The 25576-nt window shown below is 35.3% G+C and carries 14 protein-coding genes and 6 pseudogenes; 7 read left to right on the plus strand and 13 right to left on the minus strand.

The genetic code is table 11. The features are described from left to right. Window positions 1-51 precede the first annotated feature (51 nt). Entirely contained in the window at window positions 52-1986 is a 1935-nt protein-coding gene (locus L3081_RS01455) for a transglycosylase SLT domain-containing protein (protein ID WP_242282931.1), read from the minus strand. Between the two features lie 101 nt (window positions 1987-2087). Here L3081_RS01455 and tusA point away from each other — a divergent pair, with 101 nt between their 5' ends. Beyond that, a complete protein-coding gene (gene tusA, locus L3081_RS01460; RefSeq protein WP_242285461.1) occupies window positions 2088-2333 on the plus strand; it encodes a sulfurtransferase TusA in 246 nt (81 codons plus the stop codon). A gap of 68 nt (window positions 2334-2401) precedes the next feature. On the opposite strand, the gene L3081_RS01465 is transcribed toward tusA, so the two are convergent. The 7 genes and pseudogenes from L3081_RS01465 to dnaA form a co-directional block, all read right to left on the minus strand. Beyond that, the gene (locus L3081_RS01465) at window positions 2402-2623 is read right to left on the minus strand and encodes an HP1242/YdcH family protein (RefSeq protein ID WP_338027059.1); all 222 of its coding nucleotides are present in this window, start codon (window positions 2621-2623) and stop codon (window positions 2402-2404) included. Window positions 2624-2841: 218 nt separating this feature from the next. Continuing rightward, a pseudogene (gene glyS, locus L3081_RS01470) lies at window positions 2842-4917 on the minus strand (glycine--tRNA ligase subunit beta). Further along, window positions 4917-5866 (minus strand): annotated as a pseudogene (gene glyQ / locus L3081_RS01475) (glycine--tRNA ligase subunit alpha). The pseudogenes glyS and glyQ overlap by 1 nt, the downstream one beginning before the upstream one ends. Before the next feature lie 149 nt (window positions 5867-6015). Then, window positions 6016-8460: pseudogene (gene gyrB, locus L3081_RS01480) on the minus strand (DNA topoisomerase (ATP-hydrolyzing) subunit B). 34 nt (window positions 8461-8494) lie between these two features. Continuing rightward, complete coding sequence (gene recF / locus L3081_RS01485) at window positions 8495-9691, minus strand: DNA replication/repair protein RecF (protein WP_242282933.1); 1197 nt, start codon at window positions 9689-9691, stop codon at window positions 8495-8497. 23 nt (window positions 9692-9714) lie between these two features. Beyond that, entirely contained in the window at window positions 9715-10824 is a 1110-nt protein-coding gene (gene dnaN / locus L3081_RS01490; RefSeq protein ID WP_242282935.1) for a DNA polymerase III subunit beta, read from the minus strand. Window positions 10825-10909: 85 nt separating this feature from the next. Then, window positions 10910-12275, minus strand: a pseudogene (gene dnaA, locus L3081_RS01495) (chromosomal replication initiator protein DnaA). A 583-nt stretch (window positions 12276-12858) separates the two neighbouring features. On the opposite strand from dnaA, the gene rpmH reads away from it, so the two are divergent. The 6 genes and pseudogenes from rpmH to L3081_RS01525 all read left to right on the plus strand — a co-directional run bounded on the left by rpmH (window position 12859) and on the right by L3081_RS01525 (window position 17316). Next, window positions 12859-12993 carry a 50S ribosomal protein L34 gene (gene rpmH, locus L3081_RS01500; protein WP_011045771.1) on the plus strand — a complete coding sequence of 45 codons (135 nt, stop codon included), beginning with the start codon at window positions 12859-12861 and terminating at the stop codon, window positions 12991-12993. A 36-nt stretch (window positions 12994-13029) separates the two neighbouring features. Beyond that, the gene (gene rnpA / locus L3081_RS01505) at window positions 13030-13413 is read left to right on the plus strand and encodes a ribonuclease P protein component (protein ID WP_242282937.1); all 384 of its coding nucleotides are present in this window, start codon (window positions 13030-13032) and stop codon (window positions 13411-13413) included. Next, window positions 13380-13628 carry a membrane protein insertion efficiency factor YidD gene (gene yidD / locus L3081_RS01510; RefSeq protein ID WP_242282939.1) on the plus strand — a complete coding sequence of 83 codons (249 nt, stop codon included), beginning with the start codon at window positions 13380-13382 and terminating at the stop codon, window positions 13626-13628. The genes rnpA and yidD overlap by 34 nt, the downstream gene beginning before the upstream one ends. Window positions 13629-13779: 151 nt before the next feature. Beyond that, a pseudogene (gene yidC / locus L3081_RS01515) lies at window positions 13780-15413 on the plus strand (membrane protein insertase YidC). A gap of 139 nt (window positions 15414-15552) precedes the next feature. Further along, a pseudogene (mnmE, locus tag L3081_RS01520) lies at window positions 15553-16984 on the plus strand (tRNA uridine-5-carboxymethylaminomethyl(34) synthesis GTPase MnmE). Between the two features lie 11 nt (window positions 16985-16995). Beyond that, on the plus strand, window positions 16996-17316 hold the full coding sequence (locus tag L3081_RS01525; RefSeq protein WP_242282941.1) for a hypothetical protein: 321 nt from the start codon (window positions 16996-16998) through the stop codon (window positions 17314-17316). A gap of 7 nt (window positions 17317-17323) precedes the next feature. Here the strand turns inward: L3081_RS01525 and L3081_RS01530 are convergent, their stop codons facing one another. From L3081_RS01530 to nirB, 5 genes are all read right to left on the minus strand, one after another. Further along, complete coding sequence (locus L3081_RS01530; RefSeq protein ID WP_338027060.1) at window positions 17324-18931, minus strand: molybdopterin-dependent oxidoreductase; 1608 nt, start codon at window positions 18929-18931, stop codon at window positions 17324-17326. A 41-nt stretch (window positions 18932-18972) separates the two neighbouring features. Beyond that, on the minus strand, window positions 18973-20052 hold the full coding sequence (locus L3081_RS01535) for a molybdopterin-dependent oxidoreductase (protein WP_274620265.1): 1080 nt from the start codon (window positions 20050-20052) through the stop codon (window positions 18973-18975). A gap of 179 nt (window positions 20053-20231) precedes the next feature. After that, the gene (locus tag L3081_RS01540) at window positions 20232-22001 is read right to left on the minus strand and encodes a bifunctional protein-serine/threonine kinase/phosphatase (protein WP_242282943.1); all 1770 of its coding nucleotides are present in this window, start codon (window positions 21999-22001) and stop codon (window positions 20232-20234) included. Window positions 22002-22004: 3 nt separating this feature from the next. Continuing rightward, window positions 22005-23471 (minus strand): NarK family nitrate/nitrite MFS transporter, encoded by a 1467-nt coding sequence (locus L3081_RS01545; protein ID WP_242282945.1) that lies wholly within the window; start codon window positions 23469-23471, stop codon window positions 22005-22007. A 156-nt stretch (window positions 23472-23627) separates the two neighbouring features. Beyond that, window positions 23628-25349, minus strand: coding sequence for a nitrite reductase large subunit NirB (gene nirB / locus L3081_RS01550; protein WP_242282947.1), 1722 nt, complete (start codon window positions 25347-25349; stop codon window positions 23628-23630). Between the last annotated feature and the right edge of the window lie 227 nt (window positions 25350-25576).

Consider the following 25576-nt stretch of genomic DNA (forward strand, 5'->3'; position numbering starts at 1 on the left):
AGTTGTGCAGCTTTTTTTACACTTCATTTTATCTAATAAATAATAATGAAATTAACCGCCAATACTCATATTGATTACGTTTTCAAAAATCTGACTAACCTGCCCTGGTTTATTCTGGTAAATCTCTTGGTATGCAAGAACACTTTTAACATAATTTCTGGTTTCTTTATAAGGGATCATTTCAATCCAGATATCAGCCGGAACTGATTGTGCATTATCAACCCATGTACCTACCCTATAAGGTCCTGCATTGTAGGCCGCTGTGGCAAGCACCGCATTACCATTTGTTTTACCCAGTAGTATTTTTAAATATTTAGTACCTAATTGAATGTTATTCTTTGCATTTAATAAATAGCGCGTATTTATTTTACCTTTCTTCAGGTGTTTCGCTGTATTAGGCATTAATTGCATTAATCCTTTTGCGCCTACGGGTGAGTTAGCATCATGCATAAAAGAACTTTCTCTGCGCGCTATAGCAAATGCCCAAGAAGGGGCTATTTTTTGTGCTAAAGCATAGTAGTTAATCTCTTTATCAAAAGCTTTAGGAAAACGCAGCGCTACATCATCTAAATAACCAACATTCGCCAAGGTAAAAATGGTTCGATCAAACCATTGATTCTCATTCGCTATTTTTGCAGCAACCAATTTTTCTCGGTCATTTAATTGAGAAATCAAATAATTCCACTCCGACCTTGCCTGTCTATATCGGCCCATAGAATGAAATTCAAAAGCTCTTTTAGCCGCAGGATAACTGATCAAGTTACGCTTTTCTACCAACGTAAAATTTAGCGGCTTGTTTTGCAAATTAACGGGGATTTTTAAATAACTAGCGGCCAAAAAACCATAATAATGCCGCTCATTAGCAACTTGTTGCAATACCAGATCACCCCGCTCATGCGAACCTGTCTCTATTAACGCCCTCGCATACCAGTACTTCCACTTTAAATCATCTTTATATAGGCTAGGCAATTGTTTTATTTCAATAATTAGACGCTCCCAGTCCCTTTGTTTCAAGGCTTGAGATAAACGCCATTGCAGCATGTTTTTACTTAGTAAATTAAAATCAAGCTTGTCTAACCATAATTGTGCTAACTGATGTTTTTTTGATGATAATGCTAATGCAAATTTTTCAGTAATTTCTTGTTGTTGTGTTTGGGTAAAAGCAAATTTCAATTGTGCTTTCTTATAACTACTCAATGCTGTTTCAGGGTGGCGCCATATTAGCCGCTTTAAGCCGTAAGTTAATATTTCTGTTTCCTTATCTGAATTATTAGGAAAATATTTTAATTTACTGACAATGGAAGGATCACGTCGAACTTTGTGCCACAACTTCCCCAAATATTGCTGATTAATTGGTAATAATTTGGTTAAATAAGGTATCAGTGTGTGTTTTCCACCATCTGCAGCTAAGCTAATACGTTGCCAAACACGATCATTAGTACGATATCCGGCTTTCTGCCAACGCTCAAAGAGTGGGTCACAAGCTTTATCTTGAGATCTACCCACAACCCACAACTTTGTTACTTGTGGGAGAATCACTGTTTCAGGTATTCCTGATTGCAAACTGAAGTTTAGTTGGTGACATGTTAACTCAACATTTGATGTCGGTTTGTATGCTTGCAAAAATAACAAGCCTTGCTTTTTATCAGCGAGATAGTTTAGCCACTTCTTCCTTAGTGGCCAGTCTAATGGTGTTCCTTGATATTTTTCTAAAAACGTATCAATTTCTGTTGCATCGGAAAGCTTCATTTTATGTATCAAACGTTGCTGATCTAAATAAGGCTGCAGAGGATAATAATGAAGTTGATTATAAAGTGTTTGATATTGTGCAGAATTACTTTTATGTGTCAGCTTTTCGGCTTTGATAAAATTTTCCTGCTGAATTTTATTCACGGTTAACTTTAACGGCTCACTTGCACACAAACTTGAGCTATAAATCACTATTATTAGCGCTAATACTCGTTTAAACACTAAACTAGTTAACATTAACTTCTCTATCCGTAAAACCTATTCATTACGCTAGAGTATAAATAAAAATGGTGTAGAATACGATGACAATAGCAATTTCATCTGATGAACTTATATTTATGCCTAGTGACATTTTCCAACAAACGGATCACTCCCTCGATGCTATAGGCTTACGTTGCCCTGAGCCAGTCATGATGGTCCGGCTAAAAATACGAAAGATATTGAGTGGCGAAACCTTACTAATCTCGTGCGATGATCCGTCAACCACGCGTGATATACCTAGTTTTTGCCAATTTATGGAGCATGATCTTGTTGCTAAAAAAACAGATCAAAAACCTTATTTATATGTGATTAGGAAGAGCTAGTATAAGTAGCCCCTCGCCATGTTTGCCCTATTTTATGCATTAAGCGGGTAATTCTGCTTTTTTCAACATCACAAATAATTCGTCTTTAAATTGTAGACGTTCCTTTTTTTCTGTTCTAAATATTCATCACTTGTATTTTCTACACCTTGCTCTATACGATGAATTTCTTGATTGACTTCATGGTAGTCATTAAAAATACGCATAAAATGATTATCATTCATTTTCAGATGGTGGATTTCAGCTTCAAACTCTGGAAATTCGTGATGAAGGTCATGTTTTTCTAATGTCATAGTATTCTCCTGTACGCTTTTAATTATCTATCAATTCAATCGTTCCTAATTAATACTTTACACCTATATTAATTTTAAGAATTGATCTAGCTCAAGGCCCTCATCTTTAATGTTGTTAGTTTCCCTTTTTGACTTAACCTCTACATCAGACCACAATGCAAAAAAAAAGAACAACTAAATTGCTCTTTTAAACTGTCATCTAGTCATAAATAAATACTTTATAATAGCGATATATCTGCAATTGCAAAGAAACTATTACGTATTTCATTCAGTAAAGTTAATCGGTTTATTTTTACCGCTTCATCATCACTCATGACCATTACGTTGTCAAAAAATGTATCAATCGGCGATTTCAATTGCGCTAACTCTGTTAATGCAGCTTGGTAGTCTTTATCAGCTACAAGTGGCGCTACTTTCAAACTGATTGCATGAAAAGTTATTGCTAAGTCTTTTTCTGCCTGTTCCGTTGCCAACTCTGTTTTAAAATCTGTATAAAGTTGCCCATCAAACTTGGCAAGTATATTACCAACACGTTTATTCGCTGCCGCCAATGTTTCAGCTTCAGGTAAGTTACCAAAATAACTCACTGCTTTAATACGTTTATCAAAATCTAACGGAGCACTCGGTTTTTTAGCTAATACTGATTGTATTACATCAACAGCAATCCCCTGCTCTTGATAAAAAGCACGAAAACGTCCCATTACAAAATCAAATACATTGGTTGCAGTATTGTCATTTGATAATTTATCACCTTTCGCACCACCAAATAACTTGATACTTTCATCAATAAGCGTTTTAAGGTCTAAATCAAGCTGTTTTTCAATAATAATACGTATTACACCAATTGCCGCTCTTCGAAGCGCAAAAGGGTCTTTATCCCCCTTAGGTGGCTGATTAATGCCAAAGATGCCTACTAAGGTGTCAATTTTATCACTGATAGCAACGGCACAACCAATATTAGCCTCAGGTAAACTATCTCCCGCAAACCGAGGTCGATATTGATCTTCTAATGCTTGTGCTATTGCTGAGCTTTCACCATCATTGATGGCATAATACTTACCCATTGTCCCCTGTACTTGTGGAAACTCTAAAACCATATCAGACATTAAATCGGTTTTACTTAACAAACCAACACGGTAAGCATCTTCACTGTTTTCGCCTAAGTGCTGAGCAATCACTTTACTCAGTTCAGCTATTCGCTCTGATTTAGCCTTTAATGTACCCTTGACTGTTTTTGGAACAATACTGACTCTAGCGTCGACAATCTTGATTCAAGTGTTTGCTTTTGGTCGGTTTTAAAGAAAAACTCGGCATCGGCTAAACGTGGGCGTATGACTTTTTCATTGCCAAATATTACTTTACTTGGGTCTTTTGATTCGATATTGCTAACAAAAATAAACTTGTTTACTAACTCGCCATCGGTTGTCGTTACTGGAAAGTATTTTTGATGGTCTTTCATTGAGTAAATTAATGGCTCTTGGCACGTTAAGAAAATCAGCATCAAAGGTACCTACCAAAGTCACTGGCCACTCAACTAATGAGGTAACTTCTTCTAACAAGTCTTCATCAATTAATGCTACCGCTGAAATATCTTTTGTAACCTGTTTGATTTGCGCAACAATTTTATCTTGGCGAGCTTGATAATCTACTTCAACATAGGCTTTTAATAATTCTGCTTGGTAGTCATTAGCATGGCTAAGGGTTATTAAACCTTGATGATGAAATCTATGTCCTTGCACTTGATTGCTTGAAATAACACCAAGCGCTGCACCTTCAATGATTTTATCACCATACATCATTGTTAACGTATGAACTGGACGAATAAATTGAGTACGTTCGGCACCCCAACGCATAGGTTTTGCAATCGGTAATTTATGTAAAGCGCTTGAAACCATATCAGGTACTAGTTCGCTAATCGCTTTACCGGCAACCGTTGCTTTATATAGTAACCACTCACCTTTTGGTGTAATTAAACGCTCAGCTTGCTCTACAGTAATGCCATTAGAACGAGCCCAACCTTCTGCTGCCTTACTTGCTTTACCTTGTTCATCAAAAGCAACGTTAACTGCCGGTCCGCGTTTTTCAACTATTTTATCTTGCTGTTTAGCTACTAAATCAAATACTTGCACCGCTAAACGGCGAGGCGTAGCAAACCATTTAATATCGGAATAACTTAAATCACCACTATCTAGCTGATTTTTAATATTATCAAAGAATGCTGTCGCTAATGTTTTTAGTGATTTCGGAGGCAGTTCTTCTGTTCCAAGTTCGATAAGGAGAGTTTCAGTCGTCATTATTTTTCTCCTTTTGTAACTGATTCTTTTATTTTTTTATCTTTATCCATATCATTCTTGCACAAGGGAAACCCTAACTCTTCACGTTTAGCATAATAGGCTTCTGCGCAGGCTTTAGATAAAGTCCGAACACGTAATATATAACGCTGACGTTCTGTTACTGATATGGCATGACGGGCATCAAGTAAGTTAAATGCATGTGATGCTTTCATTACTTGCTCATATCCGGCAATGGTAAGTTAGCTGCTATTAATTTTTGACTATCTTTTTCGCATTGGTCAAATTGACCGAATAATGCATCTACATCGGCATATTCAAAATTGTAAGTAGATTGCTCAACCTCATTTTGATGGAATACGTCGCCATAGTATACGGTACCCATTGGACCGTCAGTCCATACTAGATCATAAATACTATCAACATTTTGAATGTACATGGCCAAACGTTCTAAACCGTAGGTTATTTCACCTGTAACTGGCGTGCATTCCAAGCCGCCCACTTGTTGAAAATAAGTAAATTGTGTTATTTCCATCCCATTGAGCCAAATTTCCCAACCTAAACCCCATGCACCTAACGTAGGTGATTCCCAATTGTCTTCAACAAAACGAATATCATGCACAAGCGGATCGATACCAAGCTCTTTTAATGAATTGAGATATAAATCTTGTATATTCTTTGGTGAAGGCTTTAGCATTACTTGAAATTGATAATAATGTTGTAAACGATTCGGATTTTCACCATAACGGCCATCTGTTGGTCGTCTACAAGGTTGTACATAGGCACTGCTAATAGGCTCTGGTCCTATTGAGCGTAAAAATGTCATTGGGTGGAATGTTCCGGCGCCAACTTCTAAGTCTAACGGTTGAACGATAACACAACCTTGTCGTGACCAGTAATCTTGCAACTGCAAGATTAGGCCTTGAAACGTTTTACAATTGAAACTAGTCATGGGTATTGAAATTCACTATAAGTTATAAATTTACACGCATTAATTACGTGCGGTTTTAAAGTAGAAATGCTCGGTTTTGATGACCGAGCATATAATTAATATTAAGGTAAAATATTTCCCTCAATATGCCTACTTTTTACTTTCTTTGCCTAAAAATCTAAGTTTGCAACTTTCAGTGCATTCTCTTCAATAAAAGCACGGCGCGGTTCTACATTATCGCCCATTAACGTATTGAACAGTTGATCAGCTGCTATGGCATCTTCTATTGTTACTTTGAGCATACGACGTGTCGCGGGATCCATGGTAGTTTCCCACAGTTGATCTGGGTTCATCTCACCTAGCCCTTTATAACGTTGTATATATTGGCCACGTTTTGATTCAGCCATTAACCAGTTTAGTGCTTCTTCAAAACTTGTAACAGGTTTGGATTTCTCACCACGTTTAACATAGGCACCTTCTTCCATCAGGTCATTAATTGCCGTATTTAATGAGGTGATTACCCCAAACTCATTCGACTGAATAAACTCATAGCTACAGCTATAAGTTTTATCTATACCATGTTTACGTACAATAAACTGAGGATAATAAATATTACGTTCTGTATTATACTGTACAGTTACGCTATAAATCGAGCCATTGCCATCTTGATCTTCCAGTTGAGTAATTAAATCTTTTGACCATTCATCAACCTTTGCTTTATCAGAAAAGTCTTCTTTGACAATATTTTTACTATAAATCATCTTCTCTAGAATATCGGCGGGATTTGTCTTGATATGCGTTTAATTGTTTCCATCGTAAATCTAAACTGAATTACTAACTGTTCTAATGCAATGCCTGATATAGCAGGTGCATCTTCATTTACATGAATAGAGGCATTATCTAATGCCAACGTTGTTAAGTATTCAGTTAATCCATCATCATCCTTAATATAACGCTCTTGCTTACCCTTCTTCACTTTATAAAGTGGTGGTTGTGCTATAAAGATGTGACCGCGTTCCATAATTTCTGGCATTTGACGATAGAAAAAGGTCAACAGTAAAGTACGAATATGAGAACCATCCACATCTGCATCGGTCATGATGATAATACTATGATAACGTAATTTCTCTGGGTTATATTCATCTCGGCCTATACCACAACCTAATGCTGTAATTAATGTGCCCACTTCTTGTGACGATATCATTTTATCAAAGCGCGCTTTTTCTACGTTTAATATTTTACCTTTAAGTGGCAATATGGCTTGGTTTCTACGGTTACGCCCCTGCTTAGCTGACCCGCCGGCAGAGTCCCCTTCCACAATATACAGTTCTGATAATCTTTGGATCTTTTTCCTGACAATCCGCTAATTTACCAGGTAAACCTGCAATATCTAATGCACCTTTACGACGCGTCATTTCACGCGCTTTACGTGCAGCTTCACGTGCCCTTGCCGCATCAACAATTTTCATTATGATAGTTCGCGCAACAGCCGGTTTTTCTAACAAGTATTCACCAAGTTTTTCACCCATTGCTTGCTCAACAGCTGTCTTCACTTCCGACGATACTAACTTATCTTTAGTTTGTGATGAAAATTTAGGATCTGGTACTTTAACCGAAATAACAGCAGTTAACCCTTCACGAGCATCATCACCTGAAGCATTCGTTTCTGTGCTACCGCCTTTCTTCGTTTTATTAAGGCCTTCTTTTACCATATAACTATTTAACGTACGTGTTAAAGCGGTACGGAAACCACTTAAATGTGTGCCACCATCTTTTTGTGGAATATTATTCGTAAAACAATGGATACTTTCTTGGAAGCCATCATTCCATTGCATTGCAACTTCAACAATAATTCCATCTTCTCTTGCTAAATCAAAATAGAATATTTCTTCATTAACTGGTGTTTTGTTTGTATTTAAATAATCTACAAAAGCCTGTATTCCACCATCAAATTTGAAGTGGTCTTCCTTACCTTCTTCGCGCTCATCAATTAATTTAATTGATATACCAGAATTTAAGAAAGACAATTCTCTAATACGTTTAACTAATAAGTCATAATGGAATAACACATCAGCGAATACATCAACGCTTGGCCAAAACCTGACTTCTGTTCCTGTTTTATCACTTTCTCCAACCACTTTAAGCGGTTCGTCTGGAACACCAATAGAGTAAAATTGTTCAAATAATTTACCATCACGGCGAATATTTAGTTTTAATTTACTACTCAGAGCATTCACAACTGAAATACCAACACCATGAAGACCACCAGATACTTTATAACCAGAATCGGCTCCACCAAATTTACCACCTGCATGTAGCACAGTCATAATAACTTCAGCTGCTGAAACCCCTTCTTCTGGATGAAGTTCTGTTGGTATACCGCGACCATTATCTATAACAGAAACCGAGCCATCTAAGTGAATGGTTACAACAATATCAGTACAATGTCCCGCAAGGGCCTCATCAATTGAGTTATCTAAAACCTCAAAAACCATGTGATGTAAGCCTGTGCCATCATCTGTGTCACCAATATACATACCTGGTCTTTTTCGTACGGCATCAAGTCCTTTTAATACTTTAATACTGGCCGAGTCATATTCATTTTCTACTGTCATAGTTTTAGCCTATTCAATTGCTTTTTCTGTTTTTTCATTCAGAATTATCTGGGTACATTGCTGTTATTTCGCCATGTTTCACGTGAAACACTTTGTAATTTTCAAGCTTTGTAGTCGAATTTGACTCTGGGTTTATCTTGTCAGAATCAATACAACTATCATATTTATGATCGTTATCTATTATAGCTAAACGATCAAAAAATGGTTGTAAAACCTCACATTCAATTGCTGTAATTAATACTTGGCAATCAAGTTGTTCTAATGCAGATGACAAGGCACGTCTGGAATTAATATCTAACTCCGCACCAATGTCATCTATCAATAAAATTGGTTTTACTCGATTAACTTGTGCAATCAATTTTGCTTGAGCAAAAGTTAATGCCAGTAAAAACAACTTTTGTTGTCCTCGTGATAACTGTGTTTCCAATGATTGTTTATCAAGAAGGAATTTAACATCAAATTTATGTGCACCATAAAGACTGTATCCATAACTTGCTTCTCTCATTATGTTGTCAAATAGTACTTCTTTTAATTCTTTTTTTTGTGGCCACCCCTGTAAATATTGAACAGTTACCCTACTTTTTAAATCTGGTAACAACATAGCTAACCATACATCTAATTCTTTGATTATTGCACTTGTATACTCAAACCTTACCTGCGCGACTTGTTTTGATAATTCACAGAATTGATCAGTCCAATAAGTTAACATTGAACTTGAATTACTTGAACTATTACCTAAACGTATGCAAGCATTTCGTTGTTTGAGCACCCTGTTAAAACTTTTCCATAGCGTTGAAAAATCATGTTCCACGTGAAACATACCAAGATCAATAAATCTTCTTCTCTCTTTAGGACCACCAAAAAAGAGTTTGAAGCTTTCAGGTGTAACAATCTGAATCGCTATGTTCTTAGCTAAAACAGATAAACGATAATGTCGTTCACCATCAATTTTGATATTAGTTTCACCCGTAGATACATTACGACTAAGACCAAGTTGACAGTTATTGTCATTTTTAATACTTACAACAAAATCAGATTTTTTATAGCAAACAAGTGCCTCAGTTTTACTCGTTCTAAAGGACTTACCATGTCCTAAGTAAAACAATGCTTCTAATAAGCTGCTTTTACCACTACCATTATCACCAACAAAAAAGTTAAACTTACTGTGGAAGTTAATATCCAAATCATGCAAATTACGAAAGTTACGGGTAATTAATTTATCTACACTCATTAAAAATTTGTCAAAATAAAAAACTATAAGCGCATCGGCATGACAACATAAAGGGCTTCACCTGAAGCAGCACCTTCGATAACCACGCTAGAATTTGCATCTGCTAAAGTAAATTTAACCTGATCATCTTTAATAGCATTGAGAACATCAAGCACATAACTAACATTAAATCCTATTTCTAGTTCATCATAAGGAAAATCGATTTCTAATTCTTCTTCAGCTTGTTCTTGTTCTGGGTTATTGGCAGTGATTTTCAATAACGCATTTGAGAAATTTAAACGTACACCTTTGAATTTTTCGTTAGAAAGAATTGAAGCTCTTGATAAAACCTGACGTAATTGCTCTTTGTCAGTAACGAAAACTTTATCACCGTTACGTGGTAAAACACGGCGATAATCAGGAAAACGACCATCAACTAACTTACTGGTAAAAGAGAATTCTGTGTCAATAATACGTAAATGATTAGAACCAAGATAAACTTGAATTTCCTCATCAACAGGAGCAAGTAATCTGATAATTTCAAGAATACCTTTTCGAGGAACTATAACTTGTCTAGCAGGTAACGTTATAGAATCATTAGATATTTTACAAATAGCTAACCGGTGTCCATCGGTTGCAACAGAGCGGATTTCATGACCTTCACTTTCAATAGACATACCATTTAAATAATATCTAACATCTTGATTTGCCATAGAAAAATGTGTGCTTTCAATTAAACGTAACAAGTCAGATTTAAGTAATTTGAATTCTACATCGCCTTTCCATTCTTCAATATTTGGGAAATCTTCAGCAGGCAGGGTTGATAAAGAATACTTACTTCTACCTGAAATTAGTTTAACCGAATCACCCTCTCCTTCTGCATTGAAGGTAAGCAAGGAATTTTCAGGTAGGCTTTTACAGATATCAAGCAACTTACGAGTCGGTATTGTGATTTTACCATCAGTACCTTGGTTATCCAATTGTGCATGAGCAACCATTTCTAGTTCTAAATCAGTCGCTGTGAGTGTTAAAGTCTGACCTTTTATATCAAAAAGAATATTACCCAATATAGGCAACGTACTTTTTCGTTCAACAGCACCTGAAACTAACAACAATGGCTTAAGTAGTAATTCTCTGTTAAGTGAAAATCTCATCTATATTCCTGATTCTGAGCAAATTTATTATTATTTAATAGTAACGGGCAAATTTAATGTAAACATAATTATGTACTAAAAGATATTAAGACGATAATGTACGAATCAAATTAGAATAGTCTTCTTTAATATCATGTAATTCTTCACGTAATGACTTAACCTTGCGACAGGCATGTAATACGGTAGTATGATCTCGACCACCAAAAGCATCCCCAATTTCGGGCAAACTGTGATTCGTTAACTCTTTAGATAATGCCATTGCAAGTTGTCTAGGTCTAGCTACCGATCTATTTCTACGTTTTGAGAGTAAATCAGAAACTTTAATTTTATAGTATTCTGCCACTGTTCGGCGGATATTATCAATAGTAACTAACTTGTCTTGTAAAGCTAATAAATCACGTAGGGCTTCACGCACAAAATCAATGGTAATTGCCCTGCCTGTAAAATTGGCGTTAGCAATAACTCTGTTAAGCGCACCTTCTAATTCACGGACATTAGAACGTAAACGTTTAGCAATAAAAAAAGCAACTTCATCAGCTAAATTAATATTACTTTCTTGGGCCTTGGTTTTTAAAATAGCAACACGGGTTTCAAGTTCTGGTGGCTCAATAGCTATAGTAAGCCCCCAACCGAACCGAGATTTAAGGCGATCTTCAACAGCAACTTCCTTTGGATATCGATCACTCGTTAGAATAATTTGTTGATTACCTTCAAGTAGCGCATTGAATGTATGGAAGAACTCTTCTTGTGTTCTATCTTTACCACAGAAAAATTGAATGTCATCAATAAGCAAAGCGTCAACACTGCGATAGTATTGCTTGAACTTTTCCATGGCATTATTTTGCAAGGCTTTTACCATATCTTGTACAAATCGCTCAGAGTGCATATAAGCAATTTTAGCATTCGGATTATTCTGTAATATACCATTACCTACGGCATGCAATAAATGCGTTTTACCTAAACCTGTTCCACCATAGATAAAAAGCGGGTTATAAGCTGCACCAGGGTTGTCAGCAACTTGTGACGCTGCTGCTCTAGCTAATTGATTAGATTTACCTTCAACAAAATTGTCAAAAGTATATTTCACTCTAACATTAGGCTTATTAGGTAGATTTGTTTCCGTAGTAGACGGGATAGATTTCTTATGTGGGCTAAAATTGGCACTTGCCGAATTATCAACGCTATTATTAGACGTTGCTATTACAGGTTTGCTACCAACATCAAACCTAAGAAGATAAGGATCCTCCCCTTCTGTCATAGTGATCAATTCGTTGATCCTATTAACATACTTATCTTGCACCCAATCTAGTACAAAACGGTTAGGGGCATAAAGTGTTAATATGTTTTCCGTAACAACACACTGTAAGGGACGAATCCACATACTAAACTGCTGTCTTTGGTAATTCTTCTTGAAGAACAGTGAGGCATCGCTGCCAAAGAGAATGTTCCAACCAAAACTCCAATGGAATATATTTTAACCGTTTATTACGCACATTTAATTTTCACAAAATTATCAACAAAGTCACAAGTGAAAATGTGCACAATAAGAACATTGTTTAAAAAAGACAGGAAAATACACCTGAAAAATAGAAACAAACGGAAATTTTTATTATGTGTGCCCATTATCTCTATACTTATCCACAAGTGCAATATTGTTAAGCAACTATTCGTCATTATTTTGATAAAAAAATACCAAAGGCTTATAAAACCAGAATATAACGAGTTTTTTAGATTAAATAAAAGTTAAAAAACTATGCTTAGTATATTTACTTATGTAGAGAAAAAATAGAAAGTTGACTAATTAAGCTTGTAATATCGTTAAGCCTGTGGATATTTTCACAATATTGGCTTTTTTTACATACACAAAAAATAAAAAACAACACGATCGAAGCGATCAAACAAAGATCTTTGTAAAATAAAGGGGATAATCATTGACAACAAAGCTAGTTAGATTTAGAATTCGCCCTCTTTTTTTAGACCTGTGTGCTCAACTAGCTTTTTTGTTAGGGCAACAACAACCGACGGATTAGCGTAATGAAAAGAACATTTCAACCTAGCGTATTAAAGCGTAAGCGTAACCACGGATTCCGTGCTCGTATGGCAACTAAAAATGGCCGTGCTGTTATAGCTCGTCGCCGTGCAAAAGGCCGTGCGCGCCTTAGCGCTTAATCTTAACTTTTTTTCTTACTTAGAAATAGAATTAAGATGGTAACCAACACGGTTACTTATGAATTTAATCGGGAGTCACGTCTGTTGACTCCCGATCACTTTCAATGTGTATTTAAAAAACCAATCAGATTTGGTTCTCGCCACTTTACAATACTAATAACTCCTACAAATCTACCTAATGATTCATGTAAAAATAATCGTCTTGGGTTAGCTATAGCCAAAAAACGCGTTAAACTTGCCGTACAACGAAATCGTATAAAACGAATTGTTAGGGAAAGTTTTCGCTTAAATCAGCATGACTTACCTGCTATCGACATGGTGGTTATGGTAAAGTCGGGTATTGATCAACTCAATAATACCGAAATCAATCAAGAATTAGCAAAAATATGGCGAAAAATAATTCAGCGCCACAAAAACTAGCCATAGCATTTATAAAAGCTTACCGGCGTTTTATTAGTCCTATATTAGGAACAAATTGTCGGTTTCATCCCACTTGTTCGTGTTATGCGCATCAAGCTATTGAACGTTTTGGTGTAATTAAAGGATGTTGGTTAGCAAGTAAACGTATAATAAAATGTCATCCGTTAAATGAAGGTGGTGATGATCCAGTTCCTCCACTAAAAAAAGAACAATAGAATCAGAACAACTAAAAGGTAAACCTATTTTTATACTCTAATACTAAAAGAGAGTTGGTTTGCAGTTAAACCTAGTCTAAAATGTTTTGCTATTAATACTATGCAAGAGGTAAAAACCTCGTGCCAACCCAAAACAAGAGAAATTAATCTTATGGAATCTCAACGCAGTCTGCTTTTTATTGCGCTTATGGTTGTTACCTACTTACTATTTAGTCAGTGGCAAGCACAAAATGCGCCGGCAGTTGAACAACCCGCTATTAGTCAAAGTGCTAATATTGAACAAGCTAATGATGCAGAATTTGTTCCTGAGTCAAGTGATTCGACAGCACCCATTGCAAAAGAAATAGCTTCAAATGCGAAACTAATTAGTGTGACCACAGATGATTTAATTATAAAAATTAATACTCGAGGTGGTGATATAGTTGAGGCGAAACTGCGTAAATTTGATACCGAACAAGGTAATGGTATTCCATTTACTATTCTACAAAACGGTAATCAAAAATATGTTGCACAATCTGGGTTAACAGGTGCTAACGGGGTTGATAGAGTTATTAAAGGGCGCCCTATTTATAGCAGTGTTCAAAGCAACTATGAATTGGTTGGTGAGAGCCTGACTGTAGATTTAACCTTTCAAGATAACAATGGTCTTAGTGTAATAAAACGCTTTTCATTTCATGTTGATAGTTACAGCGTTGATATTAAATACTTAATAAATAACAACACTAGCAACAGTGTTTCAGTACAAATGTATGGTCAACTAAAACAGTCAACACTTAAAGACACGTCTTCTGGCATGCTTCCAACTTACCGCGGTGCTGCTTTCTCTACTTCTGAAGACCGTTATGAAAAGTATGACTTTGATGATATTGCCGAAGCAAACTTAAACAAAACTACTCCAGGTGGTGGGTTGCCATGCTTGAACATTACTTTGTATCGGCTTGGGTACCTAATGCAGCCGATAATAATCAACTGTATACCAGTTATAGTAACAACCAAGAAGCAGTAATTGGCTTTAAAGGTCCTTCAATCACTATAGACGCAGGTCAACAAGGTCAAACCTCAGCCATTTTATATGTGGGTCCTAAAGACCAAGAAGTTCTAAAGAAAATTGAGCCTAACTTATATCTAACGATAGACTACGGTTTCTTATGGATGATTAGTAAATATTTATTTCTGTTACTACTAACCATTCAAAGTTTTGTCACTAACTGGGGTGTTGCTATTATTATCATTACCTTAATAGTTAAAGGTGGTATGTACCCACTAACTAAAGCGCAATATACCTCTATGGCAAAAATGCGTGAACTAGCCCCTAAAATGGCACAGTTAAAAGAGCGTTTTGGTGATGATAGACAAAAAATGTCGCAAGCCACTATGGAAATGTACCGTAAAGAGAAAGTAAACCCTGCGGGCGGTTGTTTACCTTTATTATTACAAATGCCTATATTCTTAGCACTTTACTGGGTATTTTTAGAAAGTGTTGAATTAAGACATGCTCCCTTTATATTTTGGATTCAAGATTTATCAGCAATGGATCCCTACTATGTATTGCCGGTTCTCATGGGTATAAGTATGTTTGTAATGCAAAAAATGCAACCAATGACAATACAAGATCCAATGCAACAAAAAATAATGCAATATATGCCCGTTGTATTCTCTATTTTTATGGCATGGTTCCCTTCAGGCTTAGTACTTTATTGGTTTATAAGTAATGTGATTTCAATAGTACAAATGAAAATAATATTCAGCGGTATTGAAAAGAAAAAACAGGCAAAAGAAAGTTAACATTGATTAATACCTATTTTTAACTTGTTAAAATGGAAAGCGGTTTCAGATAATGAAATCGCTTTTTTGTTAGATTTCATCAAATACAGTAAAATATTTTATTTCAATTTTTTCAGAATTTTTAGGCTTGCATCAACTAATGACATCATTTTCTAGTAACAAACTTAGTGGAAAAACAACAATTGCGGCACAAGCAACTGCACCAGGGCGTGGTGGTGTTGGTATTATTCGTGTATCAGGGCCAGAGGCAAAAAATGTTGCTCAAGCCATTTTAGGTCGAGTACCTGAGATAAGAAAAGCTGAATATTTACCTTTTTCAAATACGAATGGTGAAGTATTAGACCAAGGTATTGCATTGTATTTTCAAGCACCTAATTCATTTACAGGTGAAGATGTTGTTGAATTTCAAGGTCATGGTGGCCCAGTTATTTTGGATATGTTACTTAAAGCAATTCTAGCATTGCCCAATGTTATAATGGCAAAACCCGGAGAGTTTAGTGAACAAGCTTTTTTAAACGACAAACTCGATTTAACCCAAGCCGAAGCCATTGCCGATTTAATTAATTCAAGCTCTGAACAAGCTGCACGCTCTGCCCTGCACTCACTACAAGGAAATTTTTCGAAACTTGTTAATGAAATGGTAGAAAGCATTATTCATCTGCGCATGTATGTTGAGGCAGCCATTGATTTCCCAGAAGAGGAAATAAACTTTCTTGCTGATAAAAAAATAGTAACCAACCTTAAAGCTATTATCAAAAAAGTTGAAGACGTACGTAAACAGGCGCAACAAGGCAGCATTATTAGAGAAGGTATGCGCGTTGTTATTGCCGGTAGACCAAACGCAGGTAAATCAAGCTTATTAAATGCCTTAAGCGGTAAAGACAGTGCAATAGTTACGGATATTGCGGGGACAACCCGAGATGTATTAACCGAGCAAATTCATATTGATGGTATGCCTCTGCATATAATTGATACAGCAGGCTTACGTGATAGTGATGATAAAGTTGAACAAATTGGTATAGAGCGCGCTTGGCAAGAGATAAATCAAGCTGACAGAGTACTGTTGATGGTTGATGCCAGTAAAAATCACAACATATTAGAAAATGAACAAGATATAAAAAACTACTATCCTGAATTTTTTGAGAAACTTCCCAGTAATATTGGCTTAACGTTAGTAAGAAACAAAGCCGATCTAAATCCATCTATTACGCAAACGAATATTGGCTTAACTGAATTTTCCGATACAAATAACAAAAAACACACGGCAATAACACTTTCAGCTAAAACAGGCTCAGGCGTTGTCAGCTTAAAAGAGCACTTAAAATCAATCATGGGTTACCAAGGTAGTACTGAAGGTGGGTTTATGGCCAGAAGACGCCATTTAACCGCTTTAAACAATGCACACCAAACATTTAATCACTGGTTTAGAACAATTAGAATCTTATGTCGCCGGAGAGATTTTAGCTGAAGAACTACGAATTTGTCAGTTAGAGCTTGATCAAATCACAGGTGAATTCACCAGTGATGATCTACTCGGTAAGATTTTTAGCTCTTTTTGTATCGGTAAATAGCAGGGAATACTATGAAAAGTAACTTAGAAGAATTATCAGAAATTGTTGCTAGAGCTAATGATTTGTTTTATAGCAAATTTAATAAGATTGATACATTAATGGGAATAATGGATAAAAACCTACGAAAACAAGGCATACAAGCGGACGCAATTACTATAGATTGTGTTGCTTTAGATAAAAAAATAGTAATTCTACTTCATGACAATAAACCCGATGTTGTCAACATTACACTAGGCAATAAAGAAGGTTGTATTTATTCATCCGAAGAATACAAACTTACCGAAATATCAGAAACTGTGATCTTAGGCATAATGGAAAAAAACTTCATTTAAAAGCACGTTAAACGCCGCACTGTTTAAGCTTAAGCGCTATGTCTCCAATACAACTGCCACAGCCATTACCCGCATTAGTTTTTGCTCTAATACTATCAACAGTTATTTCTCCAGAATCAATAGCGTGTTCAATATCCTTTAATTCAACACGTAAACAGTGACAAAAAGTATTTTTTAACTGTAAGCACTTACTATCATTAGAAAGTATATTTCTTTGAATATCATTATTATCGGTTAAAGTGAAAATTTGACTAATCCATCCGTTTGGTAAGTCACTTTTTTGCTGGGCAACCAAAATAGTTGCTTGCATATTATCTTTTATAAAATAACTTTTTCTAAAATAATTTTTTGTTGAATCACTTGCATTGAGCACATTAATATCGCTCTTATTAACAGCTTGATTTGGGTTAGTTAAAACAAAATCATTTAACCGTCTAAATAAATCAGCAGATGATTCGGTACTTGCTAAATGATAGCAATAACCTCCGGTAATTTTTTGCTCAACTTGATAGGTTGCCAAATTATCACTTATGGGTGACTTAACAACCAACATTGCTTCACTACACGTTTGCCATGGTTTAATGCTCACCTTGCTATGTTTAAATGCGGGCTGACCAGAAATAATATCTATATTTGCTTTAACAAACTTACTCACACAACCCTGATTAAAATTACTGGCTGACCAATGAATAGCAATAAATAACTCTTTTTCTCGTTGAGTACCCGTTATACTTGCTCTAATTAAAAATTGTTCTTTCACACGTTTATTATCAGTTTCTATTGCAACTAATTGCCCATGAGTAATATTGAGGTAATCAGCATCCTGTTGGTTAATTTCAACTTCTGGCTCGGGGTGACGCTGAGATAAAATACCCGATTTACCGCTACGGGTTTGGGTATGCCATTGATCTCGATTTCGACCAGTGTTTAGAGTAAATAACTGTTGGTCGTGTTGTTGCACCTCACTTTTAATGGCAACAACTCGTGCTTTATTATTATCGTGATAATAATGCCCGTCACTAAAAAAGTTTTGCTCACTTACTTTTATTGGGTAACCTTGAGGCTGCGGCCATTGAAAAGGCTGTAATCGCTGATATTGTTCTGCTGATAGTTTACCAAATGCTGATATATCAAACGCACGACTACCATGATTATTTAAACCTGATAAACGGGCATGTTCTGTAAATATTTGATAAACAGACTCGTAGTTAAATTGCGTGGTAAACCCCATACGTTTAGCTACCTCGCTCATAATCCACCAATCAGGTTTTGCTTGGGCAAAAGGAGTTAGAAATGAACGCTGTCGTGTAATTCGTCTTTCTGAATTTGTTACTGTACCTGATTTTTCTCCCCATGTTTGAGCGGGAAAAACAACATCAGCATAGTTAAGTGTGTCATTCGTTGCCACACAATCACTAACAATAACTAACGGACATTTTTTTAAGGCTTGTTTGATTTTTTCATGATTAGGCATACTCACTAAAGGATTAGTTGCCATTATCCATAATACTTTTATTTTGCCAGATTCAACTGCATCAAATAAATCAACCGCTTTTAAGCCTTCATTGGTCGCCAAATTATCAGTTTGCCAAAAATCTGCTAAGGCCGCATGCAAATGCGTATCTTTAAACTCTATATGACTTGCTAACGTATTTGCTAAAGCGCCGACTTCTCGCCCCCCATCGCATTAGGTTGCCCAGTTATTGAAAAAGCACCGCAACCAATTTTACCTATTTTATTTGTCACTAAATGGCTGTTGATAATACCATTTACTTGATCAGTCCCCTGCTTTGATTGATTTATACCTTGAGAAAATAACGTAACCACTTTGTCTGTATTAGCAAAAAGCTGATAGAATTCGTCAATTACTTTTGGTGATAAACCTGTATTTTCAAGCAATAAACTATCTTCTTTTGCATTCTTTAATGCTTGCTTTAAACCAGAAACTTTATCTACAGACGTTAATAATGTTTGGTCAATAAAACCGTGTTTGTCTAAATAATTTAGTAAACCGTTTAATAAAATAACATCTTGTCCTGCCTTAATCTGTAAATGTAAATCGGCTAATTCTGTAGAAGCTGTTACACGAGGATCAATCACAACAATAGTTAACGATGGTCTACGAGATTTTTCTTCTCTAATTCGTTGATAAATAATAGGATGGCACCAGGCCAAATTTGAACCCGCTAAAACAATTAAATCCGCTTTGGTAATATCTGAATAACTCATAGGCACAATATCTTCGCCAAAAGCACGTTTATGTGCAGATACTGCGGATGACATACATAAGCGAGAATTTGTATCAATATTGCCGCTACCAATAAACCCTTTCATTAGTTTATTGGCAACATAATAATCTTCCGTGAGTAATTGCCCTGAAACATAAAAACCAATAGATTCTTTACCAAATTCTTCAATGCTTTGGTTTATTTTACTGGCAACAAAATCAAGTGTTCTTGACCATTTTTGCTCCTTATTATTTATTTTTGGTGCCATAAGGCGATTATTGTTATCTAACGTATCAGCTAAGTTTTTACCTTTTATGCATAATTTACCAAAATTTGCGGGATGATTTTTATCCCCATTCACAAGTACTGCTTGAGAGGAATGTTTAGTGCTATTTGAAACAGTAACACCACAACCAACCCCACAGTATGGACATGTAGTATTAATATCATGAGTAATAAGTGTAGAGTCTATTATCGGGTGGTGATGGTTTTTAATCATATTTGGCATTATGTTTTTAGTTAACTTAGTTGGCTATTACAATACAAAGAGTTTAATGCAACTGTTACGCCAGAGATAAAAACAAATAACCTATTGTTTTTATTTAATATTTATTTAACCATTCAACATTAAATAAAAAAATGAGCTGCTATAGTGCAATAAATATAATTTTTTGTGCAACCTCATCATTATTTATAAATCAATACACTGATCAATATCATAAGAAGTACCGCGCTAATACCTTGCCAAAACTTAACAGGATCACGTTCTAACAATGGTAAATTGTCTTGTACATTTAGTTGTGTATTCTTTGAAATAGTGAACTGAGCAAGAAACTCTGAATAGTGTTCATATCTATTGACCGGATTAGCGGCTAATGCTGTAGACATCACTCTATCTAAATATTTAGGTAAATCTATTCTATAAGTCGTAATAGGTTTATAGCGCCATAAATTATATTGTTTAGGTACCGTGTCTAATTGACTAATTTCTTTATAAGGTAGACGATTAGTTAACATTTGATAAATTAAAACAGCTAAAGAATATAACTCACTTTGATGATTATTTTCATGCCCATAAAATAATTCTGGTGCACTGAAATTGAGTGTACCTTGGTTAAAACTATATTGATCTACTTTTTCAGATAATGAATTATCCAGTTCAACCCCGACCACACTACTACCAAAATCTATTAACTTTACACGTCCATGACTGTCAATAATAAAATTATCACCTTTAATGTCACAGTGAACAACGTCTTGACGCTGTAAAACGCGAAGTATTTTTATTAACTGATCTAAAATATCACGTACTTTAATAAGTGATGGTTTCGGATTATCTTTCATCCAGGCTGCCAACGTTTGCCCTTCAATATATTCACAAACATGATATAAAAACTTACTATCAATAATCCTAGGATAAATTTTCATGATTGCAGGATGAGTGATTTTTTCACCAATCCACCCTTCTTTAATAAAACTACTTAAATACTCAATATCATCAACGAAATTTACAGAGGGTATTTTTATTACTACTAATTTTTTCTCTATTATATCTTTTGCTAAATACACATGAGATCGACTGGTTTGGTGTAATACATCCAGTATTTCAAAATGATCTAACTTGCTACCTAGTTTCAGGGTCGGCGGTATTACTTGCTGTAATCGAGTGAATACTAATTGGTTGAATGCTTGTTGCGGTAATTGTTCTATTTTAATCAATAAACAAGTTAAATTATCTTGTGATCCTTGCTCACTGGCTAATTGACAAATAGCCTTACTAACTTTCTCTAAATTTTTATTTTCCTGTAGTAATCCGATGATTTGTTTAGGTTTTACAAAGTGATGAACACCATCACAACTTAGCATTATAATATCTTGTGGCGCGAATGAAGTGTATTTGTAATCTACTTCAATATGAGAATCCGCACCTAAAGCTCGGGTTAAAGTACCTGATATTGTGGCATGATCTTTTGTTAACTCTTGATAACCATCACTATTAATTTTAACTATTTGGCAATCACCAACATGAAATACATGTCCGCGATCACCTTTAAGTACTAGCGCCGAAAAAGTACTAAACCACTGTTCTGATAATCCTTTTTCATCAGCTATCAATTGCCTTGAATAAAGCCATTTATTTAATGAAGAAATAACTTTGGCTGCTGACTTTTTTACTGACCAGGTTTCTGGCGTTGCTAAATATTCTTCAATAAAATGGCAAACACTCATTTGACTCGCTTTAGCTGCGCAATTAGCACTTGATAAACCATCAGCAATAACAGCAACATGACCTTTAAGTTCGAGATCTAAACCTTCGCTCATTTTCAACGCAAAGGCATCTTGATTTTCACTTTTATCACCTTGGCTAGAATACCCACCAAAGGTGATAGCAAGGCTGTCATTAAACTGATTTTGAGTGTTATTACGTTGCAAGTCTACTGCGTATGAGTCAATCAAAGGTTAATCCACCTGTATTAATTCTACACTGCCATCCGGCATTATTTCAGCCATACTTCCTTTAGGTTCTTGCATTAAAAATAACATCATTAAACCAATAAAAGCGCACCCTGCAATAACCCAGAAAAAGAATGAATAACTTACAAAAGATAACACGGTTAAATAACAAACCGCACCAACATTACCATAAGCGCCAGTCATTCCGGCAATTTGGCCTGTTAATCTACGTTTAATAAGTGGTACTGCTGCAAATACAGCCCCCTCACCTGCTTGCACAAAGAAAGAACACCCCATAGCAGCAGCAACGGCTAACACTAAAGGCCAATCACCGGTAATTGACGCCATGGTTGCATAACCTAAACTTAAACCCGTTGTTAAAATAATTAAGGTTTTTTTACGGCCATATTTATCACTAATCCAACCACCTAAAGGTCTAGATAATAAATTCATAAAGGCATAAGTTGAAGCTAATAAACCTGCAAAAACAATATCTAAATCAAAAGTTTCACTAAAAAATAATGGCAACATTGAAACAACCGCTAACTCACTTCCAAAGGTAGCAAAATATAAAACGTTTAATACTGCAACTTGTTTAAAAGAATATTGATGAATGGGATCAACAGGGGTTACAAAAACGTCTTTATTTACTTGGTAAGCGTTATACACTTCATATAAAAACCAAACAACTAAACCTAAATATATAATTACTGTAATATTTTGACTAATTAAACTGACTCCTTCAGGTGATAATTTCCAATTTAATAAAGCCAAAGTTGCAAACAAAGGTAGCTTCATCAATAACAATAAATAAAAATCGCCAACACTTGTCACTTCCATCGCTTTAGAGCTTTTTGGTTTAAAGTAAGTTGCCCCTTGTGGTGTATCACGAACACCAAAATAAAATACAAATGAATATACAAAGCTGATAATGCCCGTAGCACCTACAGCCCAACGCCAACCATTATCGCCACCTATAAATAATGCAACTGCCGGTAATATAATGGCAGCTGCCGCTGAACCAAAATTCCCCCAACCAAGATAAATACCTTCAGCTGTACCTAATTGATTTGCAGGAAACCACTCACTGACTAAACGAATACCAATGACAAACCCTGCTCCAATAAAACCTAATAAAAATCGTGCTAGAGCAAGTTGTTCAAAATTAGTACTTAATGCGAACATGCCACAAGGTATGGAACATAGTAACAATAATACACTGAATGTTTTTCTAGGCCCGTATTGATCTGTAGCCATACCAATAAAAATACGCGCAGGAATAGTTAAGGCAACATTTAGTATCAATAATGTTTTTATTTCTTCTGAAGTTAAGTTGAGTGATTTTGCAATTAAACCAAGTAAAGGTGCATGGTTAAACCACACTAAAAAGGTAATAAAAAAAGCAACCCAACTATAGTGTAATACCTTCATATTGTCATTTAACGAAAATAAATTGAATTTTAAAGAACTCATAAAGTATTCCCTCCATCAATAACACAACTTTTTATGAGGGTAATTATATTTTTTGTTAAATTTATCATTGTATTGCCTTTTAAAATTAAATTTGGAAGCTTGAGTAATGACAAGTGAAACATTACTCATTACTCATTACTCAAGGGGAAAATTGGGTTATTTCTCTTTTAATACCGACTCTGTCTCTAAACCAACATCAGCCATTCTTTTTTTGATGATGGATAATTGATCTAAATCTAATCCAATCAGATCTATACGATGAGCTGTAGATATTTTGGTATTTAAATTATATTCTTTGGCTATTTCACCAATAGATATTAAATGTTCAGGTGTTAGATCGGCATTTGGCATACGAGGGAAAATGAAATAAGTATGTTCGTTATCTTGTTCAGGTTTTACTTCAATAAAATCAGTTTCATGCTTATTGATACTCTGCTTTTCTAGTTCAGTTTCTAATAACTGAGTAACTAAAGAAAGACAACCGCCACACCCAGTACCGGCACTTGTGCAAGATTGAATAGCGGCTATATCATGGGCACCTTTTAGAATGGCGTCATCTATTGCTAATTTAGGTACATCATAACAAGCACAAATTTGCGTACTTGCAGGTAAAGCAGCTACACTAGAATTCGATAAATTATCGTTATTTTGATTAGGTATTAACAAATATTCAGGTGGCTGTGTTAATACTGTGTTGTTCTGTACCAAAGATAACCACTGGCTATAATCACTTGTGTCACCAACTAAGACGGCACCTAATAATTTTGTACCATCAGAACTAACAACAATTTTTTTGTAAGTACCTAGCATTGAATCAATAAAACTATAGCTTTGTGATTCAGGAGTATTACCATGAGCATCACCAATACTGCCAACATCAACCCCCATGAGCTTTAACTTGGTACTCATATCAGCACCCATAAATTCTCTATTACCTATTTTAGTTAAATGACTAACAGCAACTTTTGCCATTGCATAACCTGGGGCAACCAAACCAAATATTTTGTTATCCCATAAAGCACACTCACCTATTGCATAGATAGAATTATCACTAGTCAAACACTGATCATTTATTACAATTCCACCACGATCACCGATAACTAAACCACTTTGGCGAGCCAATTTATCTTGCGGTCTAATACCGGCTGAAAAAATAATAATGTCAGTTTCTAAAAATGAACCATCAGCAAAATTCATTCGATAGCGGCATTTATCACCGGTGATAATTTCTGAAGTATTTTTTTCTGTGTGCACAGTAACACCAAGAGCCGTAATTTTATCTCGAAGTAATTCACCACCATCTTGATCAAGTTGAACAGCCATTAATCTTGGTGCAAATTCAACTACATGGGTTTCAAGACCAAGTTGTTTTATAGCATTAGCAGCCTCCAAGCCCAATAAACCACCACCAATTACCACACCTACTTTGGAAGTCTTTGCTGAACATTTAATGGCTTCTAAATCGTTAAGTGTCCTGTAAACATGAATATGATTTTGATCTTTGCCTGGAACAGGAGGTACAAAAGGGAATGAACCCGTAGCCAATATAAGTTTGTCATAAGTTAAAATTCTTCCCGATGCCGTGATAAGATTTTTATCTTCACGATTTATTTCAAGTACTTCTTCGTTTAAATAATAATCAACACCTTGATTTTTATACTTTTCTTTTGTTGTTAACGCTAAATCATCGGCACTATTACCAGTAAAATAACTTGTTAACATAACGCGGTTATAGGCAAGTTGGGATTCTTCACTAAATGTTGCAATATCAAATTCATTACTATTACTTTTATGTAGCTGATCAATAAAATGATGACCAACCATGCCGTTACCAACAACAATAATTTTTTGCCTATTCAGTAATGCTTTGCGACTCATTTAATGTTCCTAACCCGATCATAAAAATATTCATATACAGGGTTACCGCAAATTTGATACCAAGTTAAATCCCATTAAAGAAAACAAAATAACCAATTGATTTACCTTGATTATATTTTTAATGGTTAAATTACTAATTATAATAAAGATAAAAATGCACAAAGATAATTCAGTTAATGCACTTAATCAGAGCAATACTGAACTATTTTCTGCAGCTCTAAAATTTA

This window comes from Colwellia maritima (assembly GCF_022669015.1).
In the GTDB taxonomy this organism is placed as follows: domain Bacteria; phylum Pseudomonadota; class Gammaproteobacteria; order Enterobacterales; family Alteromonadaceae; genus Colwellia; species Colwellia maritima.

Coding starts and splice junctions, on each gene's coding strand:
- L3081_RS01455 (WP_242282931.1), bottom strand. CDS start 1,986: ATGTTAACTAGTTTAGTGTTTAAACGAGTATTAGCGCTAATAATAGTG.
- tusA (WP_242285461.1), top strand. CDS start 2,088: ATGCCTAGTGACATTTTCCAACAAACGGATCACTCCCTCGATGCTATA.
- L3081_RS01465 (WP_338027059.1), bottom strand. CDS start 2,623: ATGACATTAGAAAAACATGACCTTCATCACGAATTTCCAGAGTTTGAA.
- recF (WP_242282933.1), bottom strand. CDS start 9,691: ATGAGTGTAGATAAATTAATTACCCGTAACTTTCGTAATTTGCATGAT.
- dnaN (WP_242282935.1), bottom strand. CDS start 10,824: ATGAGATTTTCACTTAACAGAGAATTACTACTTAAGCCATTGTTGTTA.
- rpmH (WP_011045771.1), top strand. CDS start 12,859: ATGAAAAGAACATTTCAACCTAGCGTATTAAAGCGTAAGCGTAACCAC.
- rnpA (WP_242282937.1), top strand. CDS start 13,030: ATGGTAACCAACACGGTTACTTATGAATTTAATCGGGAGTCACGTCTG.
- yidD (WP_242282939.1), top strand. CDS start 13,380: ATGGCGAAAAATAATTCAGCGCCACAAAAACTAGCCATAGCATTTATA.
- L3081_RS01525 (WP_242282941.1), top strand. CDS start 16,996: ATGAAAAGTAACTTAGAAGAATTATCAGAAATTGTTGCTAGAGCTAAT.
- L3081_RS01535 (WP_274620265.1), bottom strand. CDS start 20,052: ATGCCAAATATGATTAAAAACCATCACCACCCGATAATAGACTCTACA.
- L3081_RS01545 (WP_242282945.1), bottom strand. CDS start 23,471: ATGAGTTCTTTAAAATTCAATTTATTTTCGTTAAATGACAATATGAAG.
- nirB (WP_242282947.1), bottom strand. CDS start 25,349: ATGAGTCGCAAAGCATTACTGAATAGGCAAAAAATTATTGTTGTTGGT.